Source organism: Pseudomonas sp. Con_6, from assembly GCF_059379395.1.
The window spans coordinates 377605-397991 of record NZ_CM182011.1 but is presented as its reverse complement, the minus strand read 5'-3'; the positions used below and the strand labels follow the sequence as shown (position 1 = coordinate 397991).

Genomic DNA, 20387 nt, shown 5'->3' with positions numbered 1-20387 from the left:
CTGTTGCCAAGTGAACACCCTGTAGCCACTATAGGGTCAAGCAACCCATGGAGGTTTTTTCAGATGAAGATCGGCGAACTGGCCAAGGCCACCGACTGCGCGGTGGAGACCATCCGTTACTACGAGCGGGAGCAGTTGCTACCCGAACCGCACCGCAGCGAGGGCAATTACCGGGTCTACACCCAGGCCCATGTCGAACGCCTGACCTTCATCCGCAACTGCCGCACGCTGGACATGACCCTTGAGGAGATCCGCAGCCTCCTGAAGCTGCGCGACAGTCCGCAGGACCAGTGCGAAAGCGTCAATGCGCTGGTCGACGAACATATCGAGCACGTGCAGGCACGAATCGATGGCCTGGTGGCATTGCAGGAGCAGTTGATGGAGTTGCGCAGGAGGTGCCGCGCCGAAGGCGAGCATTGCGCGATTCTGGAGAGGCTGGAGGTGAATGGGGCGGTGTCGGTGCCGGATGCGGAGCATTCGCATGTCGGGCGAAGCCACGGTCACTGAAGATTACCGCTGAACCTGTGGGAGCTGGCGTTGCCAGCGATGAGGCCGGCACTGGCAACGATGTTGTCTGGTCGGACGCTATCGCTGGCAACGCCAGCTCCCACAAGGTTTGGTGCAGGCCTTGAGAATTCAGACCGCCATCGGCGCCGTCATCGGCGGATGGTGTTCATACCCTTCCAGACTGAAATCGCTCGGCTCGATCTTCTCCAGCCACTCCGGCTCGTACTTGCCGGTCTTGGCAAACTCCGGCACCCGATCACTGATCACCAGCTTTGGCGCGTCCAGCGGCTCGCGGCGCAGCTGTTCGTTGAGCATGTCCAGATGGTTCTCGTAGACATGCGCATCACCGATGAAGTAGGTGAACCAGCGCGGCGTGTAGCCGGTCAGGCGACCGATCAGCGACAGCAGCGCGGCGCCTTCGGTGAGGTTGAACGGCGTGCCCAGGCCCAGGTCGTTGGAGCGGATGTACAGGGTCAGAGAAATCTCTTTGGTCTGGGTGTTCGGGTGGAACTGGTACAGCAGGTGACACGGCGGCAGGGCCATTTCGTCCAACTGCGCGCAGTTCCAGCCATGGAACAGGATGCGCCGGCTGTTGGGGTCGTTGACGATGGTGTCGACGCACTGGCGGATCTGGTCGATGGCCTTGTACAGCACGACGAAGGCTTCGCCGTCTTCCTCGGCCTCGGCGATCTTCACGAAACCATTCTTCTGCGCCAGCTCGATGGCCGCCGGGTTGCTCAGCGCAATGCGCTTGTAGGCCGGCCACTGGCGCCATTGCACGCCGTAGATCTCGCCGAGGTCGTCAGCGCCCTGGCGGAACGGGTTGGCCAGCCAGGCGGCGTTCTCGTTAGCGTTCTGGTCCCAGACCTTGCAGCCCAGCTCGCGGAACTGCGCGGCATTCTTCACACCACGGAGGAAGCCGACCATCTCGCCGATCGCCGACTTGAACGCCAGCTTGCGCGTGGTGATGGCGGGAAAGCCCTTCTGCAGGTCGAAGCGCAACATGGCACCCGGCAGGGCGATGGTGCGCACGCCGGTGCGGTTCTCCTGCAGGGTGCCGTTCTCGATGACGTCGCGGACCAGATCCAGATACTGTTTCATAGCGTTCCTGTAACGAAGACGGCAGGGGGATCGCCCCTGCCGTGGAATATCAGACGGCTGGTTTCACCGTCGGCTTGCGATTATAGGCCCACCAGATGAGGGCGAGGCCGCCGACTATCATTGGCACGCAGAGAATCTGACCCATGGTCAGCCAGCCCCAGGCCAGGTAGCCGAGCTGGGCGTCCGGGACGCGGACGAATTCGACGATGAAGCGGAAGATCCCGTAGAACAGGGCAAACATGCCGGACACCGCCATGGTTGGCCGCGGCTTGCGCGAGTACAACCAGAGGATCAGGAACAGCGCCACGCCTTCCAGGGCGAACTGGTACAGCTGCGACGGGTGGCGCGGCAGTTGCGCCGGGTCACTGAACGGCGGGAAGACCATGGCCCACGGCACGTCGGTGGCCTTGCCCCACAGCTCGGCGTTGATGAAGTTGCCGATGCGTCCGGCGCCCAGCCCTATCGGCACCATCGGCGCGACGAAGTCCATCAGCTCGAAGAACGACTTGTTGTTGCGCTTGCCGAACCACAAGGCCGCGAGCATCACGCCGATGAAGCCGCCGTGGAACGACATGCCGCCCTTCCACACTTCGAAGATCAGGGTCGGGTTGGCCAGGTAGGCGCTCAGGTCGTAGAACAGCACATAGCCGAGCCGCCCGCCGACGATCACCCCCATGGACAGCCAGAACACCAGATCCGAGAGCTTTTCCCGGGTCCAGGTGGGATCGAAGCGGTTCAGCCGGCGCGAGGCCAGCAGCCAGGCACCGCCGATACCGACCAGGTACATCAGGCCATACCAATGGATTTTCAGTGGCCCGATGGCCAGGGCCACGGGATCGATCTGCGGGTAAGGCAGCATGATGACTCCTCTCGTTAAAGCAGAAAGCTCAGGCCGACGCAGAACAGCAGCGCGGCGAACAGGCGTTTGAGCAGGCGCGGCGACAGCTTGTGCGCCAGGCGCGCGCCGAAGCGGGCGAAAAACATGCTGGTCACGGCAATCCCGAGCAGCGCCGGCAGGTAGACGAAACCGGCACTGTGCGGCGGCAGGTGCTCTTCGTGCCAGCCCAGAAGCATGAAGCTCAGGGCGCTGACCAGGGCGATGGGCAGACCGCAGGCCGACGAAGTGGCCACCGCCTGCTGCATCGGCAGGCTGCGCCAGGTCAGGAACGGCACGGTCAGCGAGCCGCCGCCGATGCCGAAGATCGCCGAGGCCCAGCCGATGATGCTGCCGGCCAGGGTCAGCCCGGCCTTGCCGGGCACGCCACGGCTGGCCTTGGGCTTGAGCTCGAGGGCCATCTGCACGGCGATCACCAGGGCGAACACGCCGATGATCTTCTGCAGGTGCGGGCCCTGGATCAGCGAGGCGGTCTTGGCCCCGATGCCGGCGCCGATAAGGATGCCCAGGGTCATCCAGGCGAAGATCGGCCACTGCACCGCGCCCTTGCGGTGGTGTTCGCTGATGGCATTGATCGAGGTGAAGACGATGGTCGCCAGCGAGGTGCCGACGGCCAGGTGGGTCAGCACCGAGGTATCGAAGCCTTGCAGGGTGAAGCTGAACACCAGCACCGGGACGATGATGATGCCGCCACCGACGCCGAACAGCCCGGCCAGCACGCCTGCGCAGGCGCCCAGCAGCAGATAGAGCACGAATTCCATTGTCGCCCCCGGAAAATTCAGTCCGGCATGGTAACGGAAGGTGGGTCCCGGTCTCCAGTGAAGACGCCGACAGGTAAGTCTGGGTACAGTGGGGCACTACCACAGGCCAGCTGAACGGGAGCCACGATGTGCCTGATCGTTTTTGCCTGGCGGCCGGGTCACGCCCGCCCGCTGATCGTCGCGGCCAACCGTGACGAATTCCATGCTCGTCCGACCCAGGCCCTGGCGTCTTGGGACGAGGCGCCCGGGGTGTATGCCGGGCGTGACCTTGAAGCCGGCGGGACCTGGCTGGGGGTCGGGCCGCAGGGGCGTTTTTCCGCGCTGACCAATATCCGTGATCCGGGGCAGCCACTGGGCACGCGCTCACGAGGTGAACTGGTGGCCGGGTATCTGCGTGGGGAGTTGTCGGTTGAGGCCTACCTGGAGAAAGTGGCCGGCGAAGCGCAGCACTATTGCGGGTTCAATTTGCTGGTGGGCGACGGACACACGCTGGGCTACCTGCATGGCCGGGATGCGGCGCCACGGTTGCTGTCGGCGGGTGTCTACGGGTTGTCGAATGCTGCCCTGGATACGCCTTGGCCGAAACTGGTGAAGGCGCGGGAGGGGTTGCGTGAGCAACTGGATGAAGCGGATCCGCAGAAGCTGTTCGCCCTGCTCGAGGATGATCGTCAGGCGGCCGATGCCGAGTTGCCGAATACCGGGGTCGGAGTGGCGACAGAGCGACTGTTGTCCAGCGTGTTCATTGCCAGCCAGAACTATGGGACGCGGGCGAGTACGGTGCTGATTGTCGAGGCGGAGGGGAAGCGGAGGTTGCTGGAGCGGAGCTTCGGGCCGTTTGGGGGGCATCTGGGGGAGGTAGAGCTGGAGATCTGAGGTGCCTTATCGGACCTCATCGCAGGCAACGCCCGCTCCCACAGGGTTCGGCGATGTACGCGGTCCTTGTGGGAGCGGGCGTTGCCCGCGATGGCGTCAGAACAGACAGCCAGATATCAGACGCCGTGCCCCTGCCCCGGATTGATCATCCGCGACAGCCCGAGATTCTTCAGCGCCAGTTGCAGCGTGCTGTGGATAACCTGCGGGTTATCGATCTCCATGACCTGCGCCAGCATTTCCTTCGACTTGCCCAGGCTGATCTGGCGCAGCATCCACTTCACCTTCGGCAGGTTGGTGGCGTTCATCGACAGGCTGTCGAAGCCCATCGCCATCAACAGCACCGCTGCCGCCGGATCACCGGCCATCTCGCCGCAGATGCTCACCGGCTTGCCTTCGGCATGGGCCGCGGTGACCACGTGTTGCAGGGCCTGCAGCACTGCCGGGTGCAGGTAGTCGTAGAGGTCGGCGACCCGCGGGTTGTTGCGGTCCACCGCCAGCAGGTACTGGGTCAGGTCGTTGGAACCGACCGAAAGGAAGTCCACCTGACGCGCCAGCTCCTTGGTCTGGTAAACCGCTGCAGGAATCTCCACCATCACGCCCACCGGCGGCATCGGCACGTCGGTGCCTTCGTCGCGCACTTCGCCCCAGGCACGGTGGATCAGGTGCAGGGCTTCTTCCAGCTCGTGAATCCCGGAAATCATCGGCAGCAGGATGCGCAGGTTGTTCAAGCCTTCGCTGGCCTTGAGCATCGCGCGGGTCTGCACCAGGAAGATTTCCGGGTGGTCGAGGGTGACACGGATGCCGCGCCAGCCGAGGAATGGGTTGTCTTCCTTGATCGGGAAGTAGGAAAGCGCCTTGTCACCACCGATATCCAGGCTGCGCATGGTCACCGGCAGCGGATGGAAGGCCTGCAACTGCTCGCGGTAGATCGCCAGTTGCTCCTTCTCGCTGGGGAAGCGCTGGTTGATCATGAACGGCACTTCGGTGCGGTACAGACCAACGCCCTCGGCGCCCCGCTGCTGCGCCCGCGCCACGTCGGCGAGCAGGCCGGTGTTGACCCACAGCGGCATGCGATGGCCGTCGGTGGTCTCGCACGGCAACTCGCGCAGGGCATCAAGGCCCTGGGCCAACTGGCGCTCTTCCTCGACCACGTCGGCATACTGCTTGCGCAGCACGTCGCTGGGGTTGGTGTAGACGTCGCCCTTGTAGCCGTCGACGATCATCTGGATGCCGTCGACCTTGGAGTACGGCAGGTCGACCAGGCCCATCACCGTGGGAATGCCCATGGCGCGGGCAAGGATGGCCACGTGGGAGTTGCCCGAACCCAGCACCGAGACCAGACCGACCAGCTTGCCTTCCGGCACTTCGCCGAGCATCGCCGGGGTCAGTTCTTCACTGACGAGAATGGTGTTGTCCGGGTACACCAGCGACAGCTGGCGAGCTTCCTGGAGGTACGCCAGCAGGCGCCGGCCAAGGTCCTTCACATCGGACGCACGCTCACGCAAGTAGGCGTCATCCATCAGTTCGAAGCGATTGACGTGCTCGCCGACCACCTGGCGCAGGGCGCCCTGGGCCCACTGGCCGGTCTTGATGACCTCGACCACCTCGCCGCCCAACGCGGCATCGTCGAGCATCATCAGGTAGACGTCGAACAACGCGCGCTCTTCCGGGCGCAGCTGGGTCGCCAGCTTGGCCGAGAGGGTGCGCATGTCGCCGCGCACGCCTTCGAGGGCGTTGTTGAAGAGTTTCAGTTCGGCATCGATGTCGGTGACGGTCTTGTCCGGCACCACGTCGAGATCGGCCGGCGGCAGCATGACCACCGCAGTACCCACCGCAGCGCCCGGCGAACCCGGCACACCGACGAACTTGGCTTCCTGGATACCCTTGCCCTGGCGGCCCAGGCCGCGGATCGAGCCAGTGGCCTCGGCATGGGCGATAACCCCGGCGAGCTGCGCGCTCATGGTGACAAGGAAGGCTTCCTCGCCCTCGTCGAACTGGCGGCGCTCCTTCTGCTGGATGACCAGCACGCCCACCACGCGGCGGTGATGGATGATCGGCGCGCCAAGGAAGGAGGCGAAGCGCTCCTCACCGGTCTCGGCGAAGTAGCGGTAGCGCGGGTGATCGGCGGCGTTTTCCAGGTTCAGCGGTTCTTCCCGGGTGCCGACCAGACCGACCAGGCCCTCGTTCGGTGCCATGCTGACCTTGCCGATGGAACGCTTGTTTAGGCCTTCGGTGGCCATCAGGACGAAACGGTTGGTTTCCGGGTCGAGCAGGTAGACCGAGCAGACCTGGCTGCCCATGGCCTCTTTGACGCGCAAGACGATGATCCCCAACGCCGTCTTGAGATCCTTGGCGGAGTTAACTTCCTGGACGATCTTGCGCAGCGTATTGAGCATGGCTCGGGGTCGAACTCCGTCGTCAGTCGCGCGCCAGCAGGCGCGGGGCAAGCTCTTTGAGCGCGCGGCGATATACCTCGCGCTTGAATGTCACCACCTGGCCCAAGGGATACCAATAGCTGACCCAGCGCCAGCCATCGAACTCCGGTTTGCCGGTCAGGTCCATCCGCACCCGCTGCTCGTTGGACACCAGGCGCAGCAGGAACCATTTCTGTTTCTGGCCGATGCACAGCGGTTGGCTGTGGGTGCGGACCAGACGTTGGGGTAAACGATAACGCAACCAGCCACGGGTGCAGGCAAGAATTTCCACGTCCTGACGCTCCAGACCTACTTCTTCATTCAACTCGCGGTACAGAGCATCTTCCGGTGTTTCGTCGGGGTTGATTCCCCCTTGTGGAAACTGCCAGGCATCCTGGTTGATTCGCCGGGCCCATAGCACCTGTCCAAGATCATTCGTCAGAATGATCCCGACATTGGGGCGAAAACCATCGGGGTCGATCACGGCAGCAACCTCGCAAACGCATGTCGCCGCATTGTTCCACAAAGCTTGCAAGGCCAGCAACGCGCCCGCCATACCTTATGTGCAGCTCCGTGAAAAGTCCGTATTCTGTGGGACTTTTCAGATGTTATGCGAGTGACTCTTCAATGCGCCTGGCTTTATTCGATCTGGACAACACCCTTCTCGGCGGCGACAGCGACCACGCTTGGGGCGACTACCTGTGCGCCCGGGGCATTCTCGACCCGGTTGAGTACCAGAACCGCAACGACGCCTTCTACCAGGACTACCTGGCCGGCAAGCTGGACCTGCAGGCCTATCTGAACTTCAGCCTGGAGATCCTGGCCACCACCGAGATGGCCCAGCTCGACGAATGGCATGGCGACTTCATGCGCGACTGCGTCGAACCGATCATCCTGCCCAAGGCCCTGGCCCTGCTGAAGAAGCACCGCGACGCCGGCGACAAGCTGGTGATCATCACCGCCACCAACCGCTTCATCACCGGGCCGATCGCCAAGCGCCTGGAGGTGGAGACCCTGCTGGCCACCGAGTGCGAGCTGGTGGACGGCCGCTATACCGGGCGCAGCATCGACGTGCCGTGCTTCCGCGAAGGCAAGGTGACCCGCCTGCGCACCTGGCTGGCAGAGAACGGCCTGAACCTGGAAGGCAGCTACTTCTATAGCGACTCGATGAACGACCTGCCGCTGCTGGAACAGGTGGACAACCCGGTGGCGGTCGATCCGGACCCGAACCTGCGGGCCGAGGCAGAGAAACGCGGCTGGCCGGTGATCAGCCTGCGCGACTGAGCCAGCACGCTCAGACCGGCTTGGCGCCCATCAAGCCGGCAATAGCGATGAAGCACACACCGCTGAACAGCGCCAGGGCCAGGGTGAACTGCGGTTTGCCCTTGGCCGGCTCGGTACGCAAACGGTTGACCCGGACCAACAGCCAGAACCAGGCCAGCGCGCCAAAGGTATAGAGCAGGCTGGAGCCCAGCACCCAGGTCTGCCCCAACGGCCAGCCCACCAGGTGCACCAGCCACCAACCGGTGAACGGCAGGCTCGCCAGGCCCAGCGCCATTATCAGCCAGAGAAAGCCCTGCGGACGCGCCAGCAATCGGCCGTAGACCGCTGCATCACCGGCGCGGCGTGCGCGCCAGGTCCAGATCGCCAGCCCTAGCGCACTGGCCAGCAGTAGCACGGTGGCGAGAATGTGGGCGGTTTTCAGCGCGGTCAGGGTTTCCATGGCAGCGATTTCCTCAGGCGTTGCTCAAAGCGTAGCCGTTCAGCCGAGGAACAGCCGGTACGCCGGGTTGCCGGTTTCGTCCCAGTACGGATAGCCGATCTTCTCCAGCGCCGCCGGCACCAGGTGGCGCTCGTCTTCCGGCACCTGCAGGCCGGCCACCACGCGACCATCCGCCGCGCCGTGGTTGCGGTAGTGGAACATCGAGATGTTCCAGCGCCCGCCCAGCTTGTTGAGGAAGTTGAACAGCGCCCCCGGCCGCTCGGGGAACTCGAAGCGCAGCACCAGTTCGTCGGCAACCTCGGCATGCCCGCCGACCATGTGCCGCAGGTGCAGCTTGGCCAGTTCGTTGTCGGTCATGTCCAGTACCGGGAAACCCTGCTCGGTCAGGTGCTGGATCAGCGCGCTGCGCGGATCGGTGTCCGGGTGGGTCTGCACGCCGACGAAGATATGCGCCTCACCACCGGTGTGGTAGCGGTAGTTGAATTCGGTGATCTGGCGTTTGCCGATGGCCTCGCAGAAGGCCTTGAAGCTGCCCGGCTGCTCGGGGATGGTCACGGCAATGATGGCTTCGCGACCCTCGCCCAGCTCGGCGCGCTCGGCGACATGGCGCAGGCGGTCGAAGTTGACGTTGGCCCCGGAGTCGATGGCCACCAGGGTCTGACCGCTGACGCCGCGCTGCTCCACGTACTTCTTGATCCCGGCCACGCCCAGGGCGCCAGCGGGCTCGGTGATCGAGCGGGTGTCGTCGTAGATGTCCTTGATTGCCGCGCAGATCTCGTCGGTGCTGACGGTGAGCACTTCGTCGACATGCTCGCGGCAGATATCGAAGGTGTGCTGACCGATCTGCGCCACCGCGACGCCGTCGGCGAACAGCCCGACCTGCGGCAGCACCACGCGCTCACCGGCGGCCATGGCGGCCTGCAGGCAGTTGGAGTCGTCCGGCTCGACGCCGATGATCTTGATCTCGGGACGCAGGTATTTGACGTAGGCCGCGATACCGGCGATCAGGCCACCACCGCCTACCGGCACGAAGATCGCGTCCAGGTGGCCCGGGTGCTGACGCAGGATCTCCATGGCCACGGTGCCTTGCCCGGCGATGGTGTGCGGGTCGTCATAGGGATGGACGTAGACGAAGCCCTTTTCCTCGACCAGTTTCAGCGAGTAGGCCAGTGCCTCGGGGAACGAATCGCCGTGCAGGACCACCTTGCCGCCACGGGACCGTACGCCCTCGACCTTGATTTCCGGGGTGGTACGCGGCATCACGATGGTTGCCTTGACCCCCATTTCCTTCGCCGCCAGGGCCAGGCCCTGGGCATGGTTGCCGGCCGAGGCGGTGACCACGCCGCGGGCGCGCTCTTCCACGCTCAACTGCGCCAGCTTGTTGTAGGCGCCGCGGATCTTGAAGGAAAACACCGGCTGCAGGTCCTCGCGCTTGAGCAGCACCTGGTTGCCGAGGCGCTTGCTCAACTGGCCGGCGGCTTGCAGAGGGGTTTCCACGGCGACGTCGTAGACGCGCGAGGTGAGGATCTTCTTGACGTACTGTTCGAGCATCGGGAAAGCATCACAGGCGGCGGGACGGGGGATCGGAGTCTACCCCAGCGCCTTGTCGGGCGACCACAGCAAACCAGGGGTTTTAGCCGCTATAATGCCCGGCTTCACGATACTCCCCCGCTTCGGAGCCCGCATGACCCAGGACCAACTCAAACAGGCCGTCGCCCAGGCCGCCGTCGATTTCATCCTGCCGAGCCTTGATGCCAAGAGCATCATCGGTGTCGGCACCGGCTCGACCGCCAACTGCTTCATCGACGCCCTGGCCCAGCACAAGACCGCCTTCGACGGCGCCGTGGCCAGTTCCGAAGCCACCGCCGCGCGCCTGAAGGGCCACGGCATCCCGGTCTACGAGCTGAACACCGTGAGCGAGCTGGAGTTCTACGTCGACGGCGCCGACGAGAGCGACGAGCACCTGAACCTCATCAAGGGCGGCGGCGCGGCTCTCACCCGCGAGAAGATCGTCGCGGCGGTGGCCAAGACCTTCATCTGCATCGCCGACGCCAGCAAGCTGGTCCCGGTGCTGGGCGCCTTCCCGCTGCCGGTGGAAGTGATCCCGATGGCCCGCAGCCACGTGGCGCGCCAGTTGGTGAAGCTGGGCGGCGACCCGGTGTACCGCGAGGGCGTGGTGACCGACAACGGCAACATCATCATCGACGTGCACAACCTGCAGATCACCAACCCGGTGGAGCTGGAAACGCAGATCAATGCCATCGTCGGTGTGGTCACCAACGGCCTGTTCGCGGCGCGGCCAGCGGATCTGCTGTTGCTGGGTACCGGTGAAGGCGTGAAGACCCTTCGCGCGTAAGAGCACCACAAAACCCTGTGGGAGGCCATCCAGCCCTGCCGGGCTGCGCTGTCGCGTATAGAACATAGGCCGAATGTTCGACGCGGACCTTGTGGGAGCGGGTTCACCCGCGATTACGTCGGTGAATTCACCACCGCAATCGCGGGTGAACCCGCTCCCACAAGGTTCGGTGCGGCTCTACCGATCTGCTTTCCTGAAGACATAGAACAGATTCGGCTCACTCACCAGATACAACGTCCCCGCCCCATCCATCGCAATCCCCTCCGCCTGCGGCACGCTTTCCTTCAACCCGTGAAAGCCCTTGCGCAGCGCCAGGCTCGCCAGCGGCCTGCCCTGAACATCCAGCTCCAGCACCAGCTTCGACTCATCCGACAGCGCCAGCAGATGCCCGCTGCGTTCGTCGAACTGCAGACTCGACAGATCGCGCACGAACAACCGCGCATCGCGCTTGCGGTCCTGCACCACATGCACGGCATACGGCTGCTCCGGATTGTCATGGGGGAAGCCGTGCACCTCGTAGATCAGCATCGGATCGCGCTCTTTGGCCACGAACAGGCGTTTGCCCTGCTGGTCGAAGGCCAGGCCCTCGAAGCCCTTGTTGCCATTGAGGCCGATGCCCAGGGTCAACTGCTCGGCATCCTTGGCGTCGAGGAACGGCGTGTCATCGGTCAGACGCACGCGGATCAGGCGCTGCTGGCGCTCATCGGTGATCACGTAGCTGTCGCGCCCGACATACTCCACCGCCTCCGGATCGCCGAAACCGGTCAGCGGCACCCGGCGCAGGATGCGCCCATCCAGCGACAGCTCGATCAGTTCCGGAGACTTGTTGGTGACGGTAAACAGGCTGTTTCGGTCTGGATCGAAGGTCAGCGCAGAGATGTCCTTGTCCAGCCCCTCAATGGCCTGTGCTTCGATCACGACCTTGTAGCGGTCGAGGCCAATGCTCTGTTCCGCCGGTTGCCACCAGGTCTTGAGATTGAACCAGCCACGCTCGAACAGGCGATAGTGCTGCCCCGCCAGGGCCAGGACGGCCAGCAGGGCAACGAGCGATACAAGAAGGGAAATACGCAGACGCATGAGGAAAGACTCGGGCGGGAAAACGAAACGGCCCGAATCTAACCATAGCCAACTGAAACGAAGCTTAAAGCACCGCGATCACTCCTTGCGGAAGCGGTAGAACAGGTTCGGCTCACTGACCATGTACAGGGTGCCCGCCTCGTCCATCGCCACGCCTTCGGCGCGCGGGATGCGCTTGGCCAGGCCATTGAAGCCGCCTTGCAGGGTCATGAAGCTGACCTGCTCGCCCTTCTCGTCCAGCTCCAGCAGCATGTTGGATTCCGCCGACAGCGCCAGCATATGCCCGGTGCGCGGGTCGATGCCGAGGGCGGAAAGGTTGCGCAGATCCAGGTCGTCGTTGGGCAGTTCCTGCTTGTTGCCGGTCAGGTCCGAACGACCATCGGTAGACCAGGTGAACAGCCGGGGCGGGCGTTCTTCGCCAAGCACCAGGCGTTGCTGTCCCGGATCCCAGGCAATGGATTCGAAGGCCTTGTTCTGGTCCGCCGAAGGACCGAGGTCGTATTGCGGGAAATCCTTGATGTTCAGCTCGTGGGTCGCGTCGTCAAGGCGAACCAGGACCAGATTGTGCTGGCGCTCGTCGACGATAGCGAGGCGCCCGTCCGCCATCACGGCCACGCCTTCAGGGTTGGCCCAGCCTACCAGCGGGATCTTGCGCAGCACATCGCCGTCCAGGGTGAGCTCGACCAGGAACGGGTTCTTGCCCATCACGGCGAACAGGGTCTTGCGCTGTGGATCATAGGAAAGGTCGGATGCCTCGTCTTTTTCCATGCCTGGGAGCACCTTGGCATCGATATCGGCGCGGTAGTCCGGCAACCAGACACTGGCCTTCTGCTCGGCCTGGCTCTCGAAACGCTCCTGCAACCACAGAAACCCGCGGTCATCCCAATGCATGGCAATGGCGACGCCATAGCCGATCACAGCGGCAGCGGCCAGCCAGGTGGACCAGCGACGGATGACGGGGCGTTTGCGTGCAGACGGCGGGATGCCGTCGGAGGCGAGGGGAGCGGCCATTGGAGAATTCCCTTTTTTGTTATCCCGACTGACGAGCGTAGTCGACGGACCGGGGGAGAATTATCCAGATGGTTTGTGAAAAAAACGGCAAAAGCCGATGAGTTGCATTGGCAGGTGTACGGGGCCGCTTTGCGGCCCCGGGATTTCAGAGCACCCGGCTCTCGAAGCGGCTGGCGCCCGGCAATTCCAGGACCAGCTCATCCCCCGGATTCAGCGGGCCAACGCCCACCGGAGTACCCGTCAGGATCACATCACCCGCTTGCAGGGAGAACTGCGAGGCCATGTGCTGGATCATCGGCACGATGGGATTGAGCATCAGCGCACTGTTGCCGTCCTGGCGCACTTCGCCGTTGATGGTCAGGCGGATGCCGATATCGGCGAGGTCCGCGAACGTGCTGGCGACAACGAACGGCGCCAGCACGCAGGCGCCATCGAAACACTTGGCGCGCTCCCAGGGCAGGCCCTTGTCCTTCAGTTGAGCCTGCAGGTCGCGCAGGGTCAGGTCCAGGGCCGGGGCGAAACCGGAAATGGCGTCCAGCACCTCTTCCTCGGAAGGCTGCGGCGACAGCGACTTGCCCAGCAGCACGGCAATCTCCGCCTCGTAATGCACCGAGCCACGCTCGGTCGGAATCGCGAAACCGCCGTCCACCGGCACCACGCAACTGCCCGGCTTGATGAACAGCAGCGGCTCGGTGGGGATCGGGTTGTCCAGCTCCTTGGCGTGTTCGGCGTAGTTGCGCCCGATGCACACCACCTTGCCCAGGTTGAAGTGGATGCGCGTCCCGTCTACATATTGGTGCTGATAACTCATGATCGACTCCTGGTGCTGGTTGAATCCGCGGCGGCTTACTCGGGGGCGAAGATCTTGCCCGGGTTCATGATCCCGTTGGGATCGAACACCGCCTTGACTGCTTTCATGTACGCAATTTCCGCCGCCGAGCGGCTATAGGCAAGGTAATCGCGCTTGGTCATGCCGACGCCGTGCTCCGCGGAGATAGAACCGTTGTACTTCTCGACGGTTTCGAACACCTGCTTGTTGACCACGGCGCACTTGGCGAAGAACTCGTCCTTGCCCATGTCCTCTGGCTTGAGAATGTTCAGGTGCAGGTTGCCATCACCTATATGGCCGTACCAGACCACGTCGAAGTCCGGATAGTACGCCGTGACGATGGCATCGATATCGCGTAGGAACGCCGGCACCTTGGCCACCGTCACCGAAATATCGTTCTTGTAAGGGGTCCAGTGAGAGATGGTCTCGGACAGGTACTCGCGCAGCTTCCACAGGTTGCGCAACTGCTGCTCGCTCTGGCTCATCACACCGTCGAGCACCCAGCCTTGCTCGACGCAGTGCTCGAACAGGGCCAGCGCTTCGTTGGCCACGTCCTCGGTGGTGGCCTCGAACTCCAGCAAGGCGTAGAACGGGCATTCAGTGGCAAATGGCGCAGGTACGTCGCCGCGGCCGAGGATCTTCGCCAGCCCTTTGTCGGAGAAAAACTCGAAGGCGGTCAGGTCGAGCTTGCCCTGGAAGGCATGCAGCACCGGCATGATCGAGTCGAAGTCCGGGGTGCCGAGGACCATCGCAGTGAGGTTCTTCGGCGCCCGGTCGAGGCGCATGGTGGCCTCGACCACTAAACCCAGGGTGCCTTCGGCGCCGATGAACAGCTGACGCAGGTCGTAGCCGGTGGCGTTCTTGATCAGGTCCTTGTTCAGTTCCAGCACCTCGCCGGCACCGGTGACGACCTTGAGGCCAGCCACCCAGTTGCGGGTCATGCCGTAGCGAATGACCTTGATCCCGCCGGCATTGGTAGCGATATTGCCGCCAATCTGGCTGGATCCGGACGATGCGAAGTCCACCGGGTAATACAGCCCCTGCTCTTCGGCGAAGGCCTGCAACTGCGCGGTGACCACGCCCGGCTGGCACACCACGGTACGGTCGAAAGCATTGAAATCGAGGATGCGGTTCATGTAGTCGAAGGACACGACCACTTCACCATTGGCCGCCACAGCCGCAGCAGAGAGGCCGGTGCGCCCGCCCGACGGGACCAGGGCGACCTTGTGCCGGTTGGCCCAGCGGACGATGGCCTGGACCTGCTCGATGGTCTTGGGAAAGACGATGGCCGAGGGGGCCGGCGGGAAGTGCCTGGTCCAGTCCTTGCCCCAGGCTTCGAGGGAGGCGGCGTCAGTCAGGACCTTGCCAGGCTCGACAAGGGTCTTCAGTTCATCGATCAGAACAGGGTCGGTCATCGGCGGAACTCTCGAACTTTTCATGGTCACCCTGAGCACACTTCACGTGCCGGGGATGGTCTGAGCGCGGCGTCGGTATGCTAGCATACGCCCCCCGCTAATCGTGCTTCAGGCCGATCTGCGCTGGCTTCACTTCCCTGCCATTTTTCTCCGGGACACAGGTTTACGCAGATGAGCAAGACTTCTCTCGATAAGAGCAAGATCAAGTTCCTTCTTCTCGAAGGGGTCCACCAGAACGCCGTGGACGTCCTCAAGGCCGCCGGGTACACCAACATCGAGTACCTCACCGGTTCCCTGCCGGAAGCCGAGCTGAAGGAAAAGATCGCCGATGCCCACTTCATCGGTATCCGCTCCCGCACTCAACTGACCGAAGAGATCTTCGATTGCGCCAAGAAACTGGTCGCTGTCGGCTGTTTCTGCATCGGCACCAACCAGGTCGACCTGGAAGCGGCTCGCGAGCGCGGCATCGCCGTGTTCAACGCACCGTACTCCAACACCCGCTCCGTTGCCGAGCTGGTGCTGGCCGAGGCGATCCTGCTGCTGCGCGGCATCCCTGAGAAAAATGCGTCCTGCCACCGTGGCGGCTGGATCAAGAGCGCGGCCAACTCCTTCGAGATCCGTGGCAAGAAGCTGGGCATCGTCGGCTACGGCTCGATCGGCACCCAGCTGTCGGTCCTGGCCGAGAGCCTGGGCATGCAGGTGTTCTTCTTCGACCCGCTGACCAAGCTGCCGCTGGGCAACGCCACCCAGGTCACCAGCCTGCACGAACTGCTGGGCCTGGCCGACATCGTCTCGCTGCACGTGCCTGAGCTGCCATCCACCCAGTGGATGATCGGCGAGAAGGAAATCCGCGCGATGAAGAAGGGCTCGATCCTGATCAACGCCGCCCGTGGCACCGTGGTCGAGCTGGACCACCTGGCCGCCGCGATCCGTGACAAGCACCTGATCGGCGCCGCCATCGACGTGTTCCCGATCGAGCCGCGTTCCAACGACGAAGAGTTCGAAAGCCCGCTGCGTGGCCTGGACAACGTGATCCTGACCCCGCACATCGGTGGCTCCACCGCCGAAGCCCAGGCCAACATCGGCCTGGAAGTGGCCGAGAAGCTGGTCAAGTACAGCGACAACGGTACCTCGGTGTCCTCGGTCAACTTCCCTGAAGTGGCCCTGCCGGCGCACCCTGGCAAGCATCGCCTGCTGCACATCCACGAAAACATCCCGGGCGTACTCAGCGAGATCAACAAGGTCTTCGCCGAAAACGGCATCAACATCTCCGGTCAGTTCCTGCAGACCAACGAGAAAGTCGGTTACGTGGTGATCGACGTCGACGCCGAGTACTCGGACCTGGCGCAAGAGAAACTGCAACAGGTCAGGGGCACCATCCGTTCCCGCGTCCTGTTCTGAGTTCGCTTCGCTGTTGAAAAGGGAGGCCCTGGTGGCCTCCCTTTTTATTGGCCGGACGAAAACAAAAAGTTGCACGATTACGCGAGAAATATTTCAACTACCGTTAAACATCCCGGGAGTGACGTGGTCACAAGGGGCACGTTGACCGTGGCAAACCAGAAAGCTGCGGCAATACTGTGTTAATTGCCAACAAAAAGGGGCTCGAATGCGTTTTCTTACCGGGGCATTGTTTGCCGCCAGCCTGCTCAGTCCGTGGGCTCAAGCGGAACTGATGGACGACGTCAGCGACCGCAACGAGTTGCGCATTGCGATTGAAGCCAAAATGCCACCGTTCAACTTCCGCGATACCGCCGGGCAACTGAGTGGGTTCGAAGTGGAGCTTGGGCAGATGCTTGCCCGTGAACTGGACGTCAACGCGTCCTTTGTCGAAGTGACGGCCGATGACCTGCTGCCCGGTGTGCAGAACGGCAAGTACGATATCGCGTTGAACCAGATCGCGGTCAGTCCGGAACTGGAGGAGCGCCTGGATTTCAGCGCCCCCTACAGCTACACCCGCGCCCAATTGATTGTACGCCGGGAAGAGAAGCGGCCGCTGCACAGCCTGGAGGCGTTCAAGGGGCACAGCCTCGGTTTCGTCCAGGGCAGCTCGTTCGCCGAGCAGGCCAAGGCAGTCGAGGGCGTGGACCTGCGCGGCTATCAGGACCCGGTGCAGCCGATCAAGGAAGTGGCCGACGACCAGATCGACGCGGTAATCAGCGATCGCCTGCTGGTGCCCTATGCGATTCGCGACAGCAAGCTGCCGGTGGAGGAAGGCGCCAGCGTAGGCCCGGTGCTAAGCCTGGCGATTCCGTTCCAGAAGGGTAATCCGGCGTTCCAGAGCGCGCTGGACAATGCCCTGCAGCGGATCAAGGCGGATGGCCGGCTGGCCGAGCTGTCGAAGAAGTGGTTCGGGGTGGATGCCAGCGAGCCGCCGAAACCCTAGATATTCAGTGCCCTTCAGGGTCTCATCGCTGGCAAGCCAGCGATGAGACCAGTGAAAGCAACAAGAATCATGAGTCGAGCGCTTTGGCAGCCTCTTCCAGTTCCAATTCACTGAACACCAGCACCCCCTCCCGCCGCAGCAAGGCACTGGCGACCCCTTCCCCCTCGATCTTGTGGCCACTGAACGTCCCGTCATACACCAACCGGTTGCCGCACGACGGGCTGCCAGACTTCAGCACCGCCACCCGGATCCCATGCCGACGCACCAGATCCAGCGCCTGCCGGGCCCCGGCGAGAAACGCCGCGCTGACATCCTCGCCCAGCACCGTGACCACTTGCGCCTCGCCATCCAGCACCGCGCCACCCTGCCCGCCGGGAATCTCTGCGGGCGGACGCGGCGTCGGCAAACCACCCGCCACTTCCGGGCACAACGGCACCACCCGGCCTTCTTCCTGCCAGGTCCGCAACAGATCGGGATACCCGCTGGCACGCCCGTCATAGCGCACCGGCTGGCCAAGCAGACAGGCGCTCACCAGCACCCGCGGCAGGTCAGAACGGCTCGTTGCCACGACGGCGGAACCAGCCGGTGACCGACAGGCGCTCGCGATTGGCCGCGAGCACTTCATGGGGCAGGTCGGCAGACATGAACACGATCAGGCTGCCGCCCACTGGTGGCACGTCTTCCTCGCGGCCATCGGCGAAGAACAGGCGCAACTCGCCGCCATCGGCGGGCTGCCAGTCGTCATTCAGGTAGATGATCGCCGACACCGTGCGCCGGTCGCTGTCGCGGAAGCGGTCGAGGTGCTTGCGATAGAAGGTGCCCGGCGGATACAGGGCGAAATGGCACTCGAAATCCTCCAGGCCCAGGTACAGATCACGATTGAGCTGCTCGCGCAGGGCGTCCATCAAGGTCAGGTATTGGTCGCAGGCCTCGGACTGGCCGGGCTCGAGCCAGAGGATATGGTCACCGCGAATCCCCTCGCGCACCTCCTGGCCTTGCCCACGACCTACAGCGGCCGGCGCCAGCTCGCCCTCGGCCTTGCGCCGCCGGCACTCGGCCGCCAGCGCCCGGGTCAGGGCGTCGGGAAGGAAAATGGCCTGCCGCGACCAGCCCTGATTGGCCAGGTCGTCGACGATGCCGAGCAATTGCGGGTGTTCGGAGGATATGTGCATGGCGCGCATGGTAACGGGCCGCCAGGCAAACCGACAGCGCCACTTGGTCGCATCGCGTCACGGGCGTCTCGACAAAGCCCCGCAAGGCCACGGACAATAGCGGCCTGCCGACAGGAGTCCTGAATGCGCCGTCTGTTTTTTCTGTTGTTGATCATCTGCACCACGCCTGTCCGGGCAGACTCCCTCGATCAGCTGTACAAGGTCGCCGGCTGGCCTGAGCAGCGTGCCCACTTCTCCGATGCCATCGCCGCCGCCCAGCAGCGCTACCAGAAAAGCCTGCCGCCCGCGGTATTCCAGGCGCTGGTGGACAACAGCAACCAGCGTTTCGAAGCCAAGGCCGTGGACCGCCGCGCCGAGGCCCAGTTGCGTGCCAACTTGAGCAACCCCGCGCCTGCACTGGCTTTCTTCCAGTCGCCACTGGGGCGCAAGGTGGTGGCCGCCGAACTGCTTGCCACCCGCCGCGACCAACTGGCGAAGAACGCCAAGGGCCTGCCGAAGATCGAGGCCAGCGACACTCGCCTGCTGATCGTCGGCCACCTGGCCCAGGCCCTGCCGGCCCGCGAAGCCGGTGCCGAAGTCAGCCTGGCGATCGCCGGCGTGGCAGCCGACAGCCTCAGCCAGATGATTCCCGGTCTGTTTGGCGGCGGCCAGGCCCAGGGCCTGCTGGACGGCCAGCGCCAGCGCCTGATGCAGCAGATCGGCGAAGACCTGAACAACACATTGCTGTACGTCTACCGCGACTTGTCCGACGCCGAGCTGGAAGAGTTCGCCACCTTCGCCGAGTCCAGTGAAGGCCAGGCCTACTACAAGGCCGCCCTGGCTGCTATCCGCGCCGGCCTCGCCGTCGGCCAGAGCACCTCCGACCTGCGCTGATCAGCCCAGGCGCTGGCCGATGAAGGCGAAGTAACGCTGGCGGATCTCCGGCAACTCATTGGCCAGGTGGTGTCGCGCCTGTGGCAGCAGGAGAATCTGCGGGGCGTCGAACTTGCCCTTGAGCACCTCCAGGTTGTAGCGCCAGTCCACCGTCATGTCCTGTTCACCCTGCACGATCAACGGCCGGCGTGTACTACCCGGTGCCGCTTCGATGCGCCTTACCCATTCCAGCAGCGCACCGACCCAGGCTGTGGGCAGGCGCCGTGGCTGCAGCGGATCGGCGAGGAGGAACGGCAGGAAGGTCGGGTCGTTGCTGTTCTCGCTGAAGCGCCGGGCGATGCCGTTCACGAAGGGCCGCAGCATCCAGTAGCTGAGTTTCGACCAGCCCCAGGCCCGCGGTCGTACCAGCGGCGCCAGGAGCACCACCTCGCCCGTCACCGGGCTGTGCTCGCCGCGATGCAGCAGGTGGTCGACAGCAATCGCGCCACCGGTGCTCTGCCCGCACAGGTGCCAGGGTTGCGGTAGTTTCAGCTCGCCAGCCTGCTCGAACAGGGCGTCGAGGACCTGCTGATACACCCCGAAGTCATCGATGCTGGCCCGCTCGCCGCTGGACAGGCCGTGCCCGGGCAGGTCACAGGAAATCACCGCGAAATGCTGCTCCAGCGCCCAGTCGATCACGTGTCGGTACAAGCCCATGTGATCGTAGAAGCCATGCAGCAGCACCAGCGTCGCCACCGGTTCGGCGGGCAGCCAGGCCTGCGCGACCACATCGAAACCCGCCCGGGAAAAGCGCCCCAGCCAGCTCGCCGCCCGTGGCGCGCGGTCCAGCCCGTAGAAGCGCTGATAGGCCTGGCCCTCGACCGACAACGGCTGGCGCGCCGCCAAGGCTGGCAGGCTGGCACGCAGTGAATCGGCTTGGAACGAGGCGGACATGGCGGATTTCCGGAAAGGCGGCAAAGGATTGATCTGCGATATTCATCTGTCGGCGGGGGCATGG

Annotated in this window: 21 protein-coding genes; 7 read left to right on the top strand and 14 right to left on the bottom strand. The window is 63.9% G+C overall.

The window, feature by feature from the left end:
* Positions 1-63: 63 nt before the first annotated feature.
* On the top strand, positions 64-507 hold the full coding sequence (gene cadR / locus AC5QPF_RS01810) for a Cd(II)/Pb(II)-responsive transcriptional regulator (RefSeq protein ID WP_494961761.1): 444 nt from the start codon (positions 64-66) through the stop codon (positions 505-507).
* A gap of 129 nt (positions 508-636) precedes the next feature.
* Here cadR and AC5QPF_RS01805 read toward each other — a convergent pair whose 3' ends face one another.
* The 3 genes from AC5QPF_RS01805 to AC5QPF_RS01795 are packed head-to-tail and all read right to left on the bottom strand — an operon-like array spanning position 637 to position 3264.
* On the bottom strand, positions 637-1608 hold the full coding sequence (locus AC5QPF_RS01805) for a thymidylate synthase (protein WP_494961760.1): 972 nt from the start codon (positions 1606-1608) through the stop codon (positions 637-639).
* A 49-nt stretch (positions 1609-1657) separates the two neighbouring features.
* Positions 1658-2467, bottom strand: coding sequence for a prolipoprotein diacylglyceryl transferase (lgt, locus tag AC5QPF_RS01800; RefSeq protein WP_494961759.1), 810 nt, complete (start codon positions 2465-2467; stop codon positions 1658-1660).
* A 14-nt stretch (positions 2468-2481) separates the two neighbouring features.
* Positions 2482-3264, bottom strand: coding sequence for a TSUP family transporter (locus tag AC5QPF_RS01795; RefSeq protein ID WP_494961758.1), 783 nt, complete (start codon positions 3262-3264; stop codon positions 2482-2484).
* Positions 3265-3390: 126 nt separating this feature from the next.
* Between AC5QPF_RS01795 and AC5QPF_RS01790 the strand changes: the two genes are divergently transcribed.
* A complete protein-coding gene (locus tag AC5QPF_RS01790; RefSeq protein ID WP_494961757.1) occupies positions 3391-4137 on the top strand; it encodes an NRDE family protein in 747 nt (248 codons plus the stop codon).
* A 116-nt stretch (positions 4138-4253) separates the two neighbouring features.
* Here the strand turns inward: AC5QPF_RS01790 and ptsP are convergent, their stop codons facing one another.
* Positions 4254-6533, bottom strand: coding sequence for a phosphoenolpyruvate--protein phosphotransferase (gene ptsP, locus AC5QPF_RS01785; RefSeq protein WP_494961756.1), 2280 nt, complete (start codon positions 6531-6533; stop codon positions 4254-4256).
* A 22-nt stretch (positions 6534-6555) separates the two neighbouring features.
* Positions 6556-7035, bottom strand: a complete 480-nt coding sequence (locus AC5QPF_RS01780; protein ID WP_009396722.1) for an RNA pyrophosphohydrolase — start codon at positions 7033-7035, stop codon at positions 6556-6558.
* 143 nt (positions 7036-7178) lie between these two features.
* Between AC5QPF_RS01780 and AC5QPF_RS01775 the strand changes: the two genes are divergently transcribed.
* Positions 7179-7835, top strand: coding sequence for a histidinol-phosphatase (locus AC5QPF_RS01775; protein WP_494961755.1), 657 nt, complete (start codon positions 7179-7181; stop codon positions 7833-7835).
* A gap of 10 nt (positions 7836-7845) precedes the next feature.
* Here the strand turns inward: AC5QPF_RS01775 and AC5QPF_RS01770 are convergent, their stop codons facing one another.
* On the bottom strand, positions 7846-8274 hold the full coding sequence (locus tag AC5QPF_RS01770) for a DUF2269 family protein (protein WP_494961754.1): 429 nt from the start codon (positions 8272-8274) through the stop codon (positions 7846-7848).
* Between the two features lie 39 nt (positions 8275-8313).
* Complete coding sequence (ilvA, locus tag AC5QPF_RS01765; protein WP_494961753.1) at positions 8314-9825, bottom strand: threonine ammonia-lyase, biosynthetic; 1512 nt, start codon at positions 9823-9825, stop codon at positions 8314-8316.
* Between the two features lie 133 nt (positions 9826-9958).
* On the opposite strand from ilvA, the gene rpiA reads away from it, so the two are divergent.
* Complete coding sequence (gene rpiA / locus AC5QPF_RS01760; RefSeq protein WP_494961752.1) at positions 9959-10630, top strand: ribose-5-phosphate isomerase RpiA; 672 nt, start codon at positions 9959-9961, stop codon at positions 10628-10630.
* A gap of 177 nt (positions 10631-10807) precedes the next feature.
* Here the strand turns inward: rpiA and AC5QPF_RS01755 are convergent, their stop codons facing one another.
* The 4 genes from AC5QPF_RS01755 to AC5QPF_RS01740 form a co-directional block, all read right to left on the bottom strand.
* A complete protein-coding gene (locus AC5QPF_RS01755) occupies positions 10808-11707 on the bottom strand; it encodes an SdiA-regulated domain-containing protein (RefSeq protein WP_494961751.1) in 900 nt (299 codons plus the stop codon).
* A gap of 78 nt (positions 11708-11785) precedes the next feature.
* Positions 11786-12718: an SdiA-regulated domain-containing protein gene (locus tag AC5QPF_RS01750; protein WP_494961750.1), complete on the bottom strand. Its 933-nt coding sequence runs from the start codon at positions 12716-12718 to the stop codon at positions 11786-11788.
* Positions 12719-12863: 145 nt separating this feature from the next.
* Positions 12864-13529, bottom strand: coding sequence for a fumarylacetoacetate hydrolase family protein (locus AC5QPF_RS01745; protein WP_494961749.1), 666 nt, complete (start codon positions 13527-13529; stop codon positions 12864-12866).
* A 35-nt stretch (positions 13530-13564) separates the two neighbouring features.
* Complete coding sequence (locus tag AC5QPF_RS01740) at positions 13565-14962, bottom strand: D-2-hydroxyglutarate dehydrogenase (RefSeq protein ID WP_494961748.1); 1398 nt, start codon at positions 14960-14962, stop codon at positions 13565-13567.
* A gap of 171 nt (positions 14963-15133) precedes the next feature.
* Here AC5QPF_RS01740 and serA point away from each other — a divergent pair, with 171 nt between their 5' ends.
* Together serA and AC5QPF_RS01730 are read left to right on the top strand one after the other, a co-directional pair.
* Entirely contained in the window at positions 15134-16363 is a 1230-nt protein-coding gene (gene serA / locus AC5QPF_RS01735) for a phosphoglycerate dehydrogenase (RefSeq protein ID WP_494961747.1), read from the top strand.
* 205 nt (positions 16364-16568) lie between these two features.
* The gene (locus AC5QPF_RS01730) at positions 16569-17345 is read left to right on the top strand and encodes a transporter substrate-binding domain-containing protein (RefSeq protein WP_494961746.1); all 777 of its coding nucleotides are present in this window, start codon (positions 16569-16571) and stop codon (positions 17343-17345) included.
* Between the two features lie 67 nt (positions 17346-17412).
* Here the strand turns inward: AC5QPF_RS01730 and AC5QPF_RS01725 are convergent, their stop codons facing one another.
* Both AC5QPF_RS01725 and AC5QPF_RS01720 read right to left on the bottom strand, forming a co-directional pair.
* Positions 17413-17913: a 2-thiouracil desulfurase family protein gene (locus AC5QPF_RS01725; RefSeq protein ID WP_494961745.1), complete on the bottom strand. Its 501-nt coding sequence runs from the start codon at positions 17911-17913 to the stop codon at positions 17413-17415.
* Entirely contained in the window at positions 17894-18526 is a 633-nt protein-coding gene (locus AC5QPF_RS01720; protein ID WP_494961744.1) for a 2OG-Fe(II) oxygenase, read from the bottom strand. The genes AC5QPF_RS01725 and AC5QPF_RS01720 overlap by 20 nt, the downstream gene beginning before the upstream one ends.
* Before the next feature lie 114 nt (positions 18527-18640).
* On the opposite strand from AC5QPF_RS01720, the gene AC5QPF_RS01715 reads away from it, so the two are divergent.
* On the top strand, positions 18641-19390 hold the full coding sequence (locus AC5QPF_RS01715; RefSeq protein WP_494961743.1) for a hypothetical protein: 750 nt from the start codon (positions 18641-18643) through the stop codon (positions 19388-19390).
* Here AC5QPF_RS01715 and bipL read toward each other — a convergent pair whose 3' ends face one another.
* On the bottom strand, positions 19391-20323 hold the full coding sequence (gene bipL / locus AC5QPF_RS01710; RefSeq protein ID WP_494961742.1) for a phospholipase BipL: 933 nt from the start codon (positions 20321-20323) through the stop codon (positions 19391-19393). It abuts the gene before it with no gap.
* Positions 20324-20387 lie beyond the last annotated feature (64 nt).

Bases quoted from the DNA above. Each gene is read 5' to 3' on its own strand.
- cadR (WP_494961761.1), top strand. From the start codon at position 64: ATGAAGATCGGCGAACTGGCCAAGGCCACCGACTGCGCGGTGGAGACC.
- AC5QPF_RS01805 (WP_494961760.1), bottom strand. From the start codon at position 1,608: ATGAAACAGTATCTGGATCTGGTCCGCGACGTCATCGAGAACGGCACC.
- lgt (WP_494961759.1), bottom strand. From the start codon at position 2,467: ATGCTGCCTTACCCGCAGATCGATCCCGTGGCCCTGGCCATCGGGCCA.
- AC5QPF_RS01795 (WP_494961758.1), bottom strand. From the start codon at position 3,264: ATGGAATTCGTGCTCTATCTGCTGCTGGGCGCCTGCGCAGGCGTGCTG.
- AC5QPF_RS01790 (WP_494961757.1), top strand. From the start codon at position 3,391: ATGTGCCTGATCGTTTTTGCCTGGCGGCCGGGTCACGCCCGCCCGCTG.
- ptsP (WP_494961756.1), bottom strand. From the start codon at position 6,533: ATGCTCAATACGCTGCGCAAGATCGTCCAGGAAGTTAACTCCGCCAAG.
- AC5QPF_RS01775 (WP_494961755.1), top strand. From the start codon at position 7,179: ATGCGCCTGGCTTTATTCGATCTGGACAACACCCTTCTCGGCGGCGAC.
- AC5QPF_RS01770 (WP_494961754.1), bottom strand. From the start codon at position 8,274: ATGGAAACCCTGACCGCGCTGAAAACCGCCCACATTCTCGCCACCGTG.
- ilvA (WP_494961753.1), bottom strand. From the start codon at position 9,825: ATGCTCGAACAGTACGTCAAGAAGATCCTCACCTCGCGCGTCTACGAC.
- rpiA (WP_494961752.1), top strand. From the start codon at position 9,959: ATGACCCAGGACCAACTCAAACAGGCCGTCGCCCAGGCCGCCGTCGAT.
- AC5QPF_RS01755 (WP_494961751.1), bottom strand. From the start codon at position 11,707: ATGCGTCTGCGTATTTCCCTTCTTGTATCGCTCGTTGCCCTGCTGGCC.
- AC5QPF_RS01750 (WP_494961750.1), bottom strand. From the start codon at position 12,718: ATGGCCGCTCCCCTCGCCTCCGACGGCATCCCGCCGTCTGCACGCAAA.
- AC5QPF_RS01745 (WP_494961749.1), bottom strand. From the start codon at position 13,529: ATGAGTTATCAGCACCAATATGTAGACGGGACGCGCATCCACTTCAAC.
- AC5QPF_RS01740 (WP_494961748.1), bottom strand. From the start codon at position 14,962: ATGACCGACCCTGTTCTGATCGATGAACTGAAGACCCTTGTCGAGCCT.
- serA (WP_494961747.1), top strand. From the start codon at position 15,134: ATGAGCAAGACTTCTCTCGATAAGAGCAAGATCAAGTTCCTTCTTCTC.
- AC5QPF_RS01730 (WP_494961746.1), top strand. From the start codon at position 16,569: ATGCGTTTTCTTACCGGGGCATTGTTTGCCGCCAGCCTGCTCAGTCCG.
- AC5QPF_RS01720 (WP_494961744.1), bottom strand. From the start codon at position 18,526: ATGCGCGCCATGCACATATCCTCCGAACACCCGCAATTGCTCGGCATC.
- AC5QPF_RS01715 (WP_494961743.1), top strand. From the start codon at position 18,641: ATGCGCCGTCTGTTTTTTCTGTTGTTGATCATCTGCACCACGCCTGTC.
- bipL (WP_494961742.1), bottom strand. From the start codon at position 20,323: ATGTCCGCCTCGTTCCAAGCCGATTCACTGCGTGCCAGCCTGCCAGCC.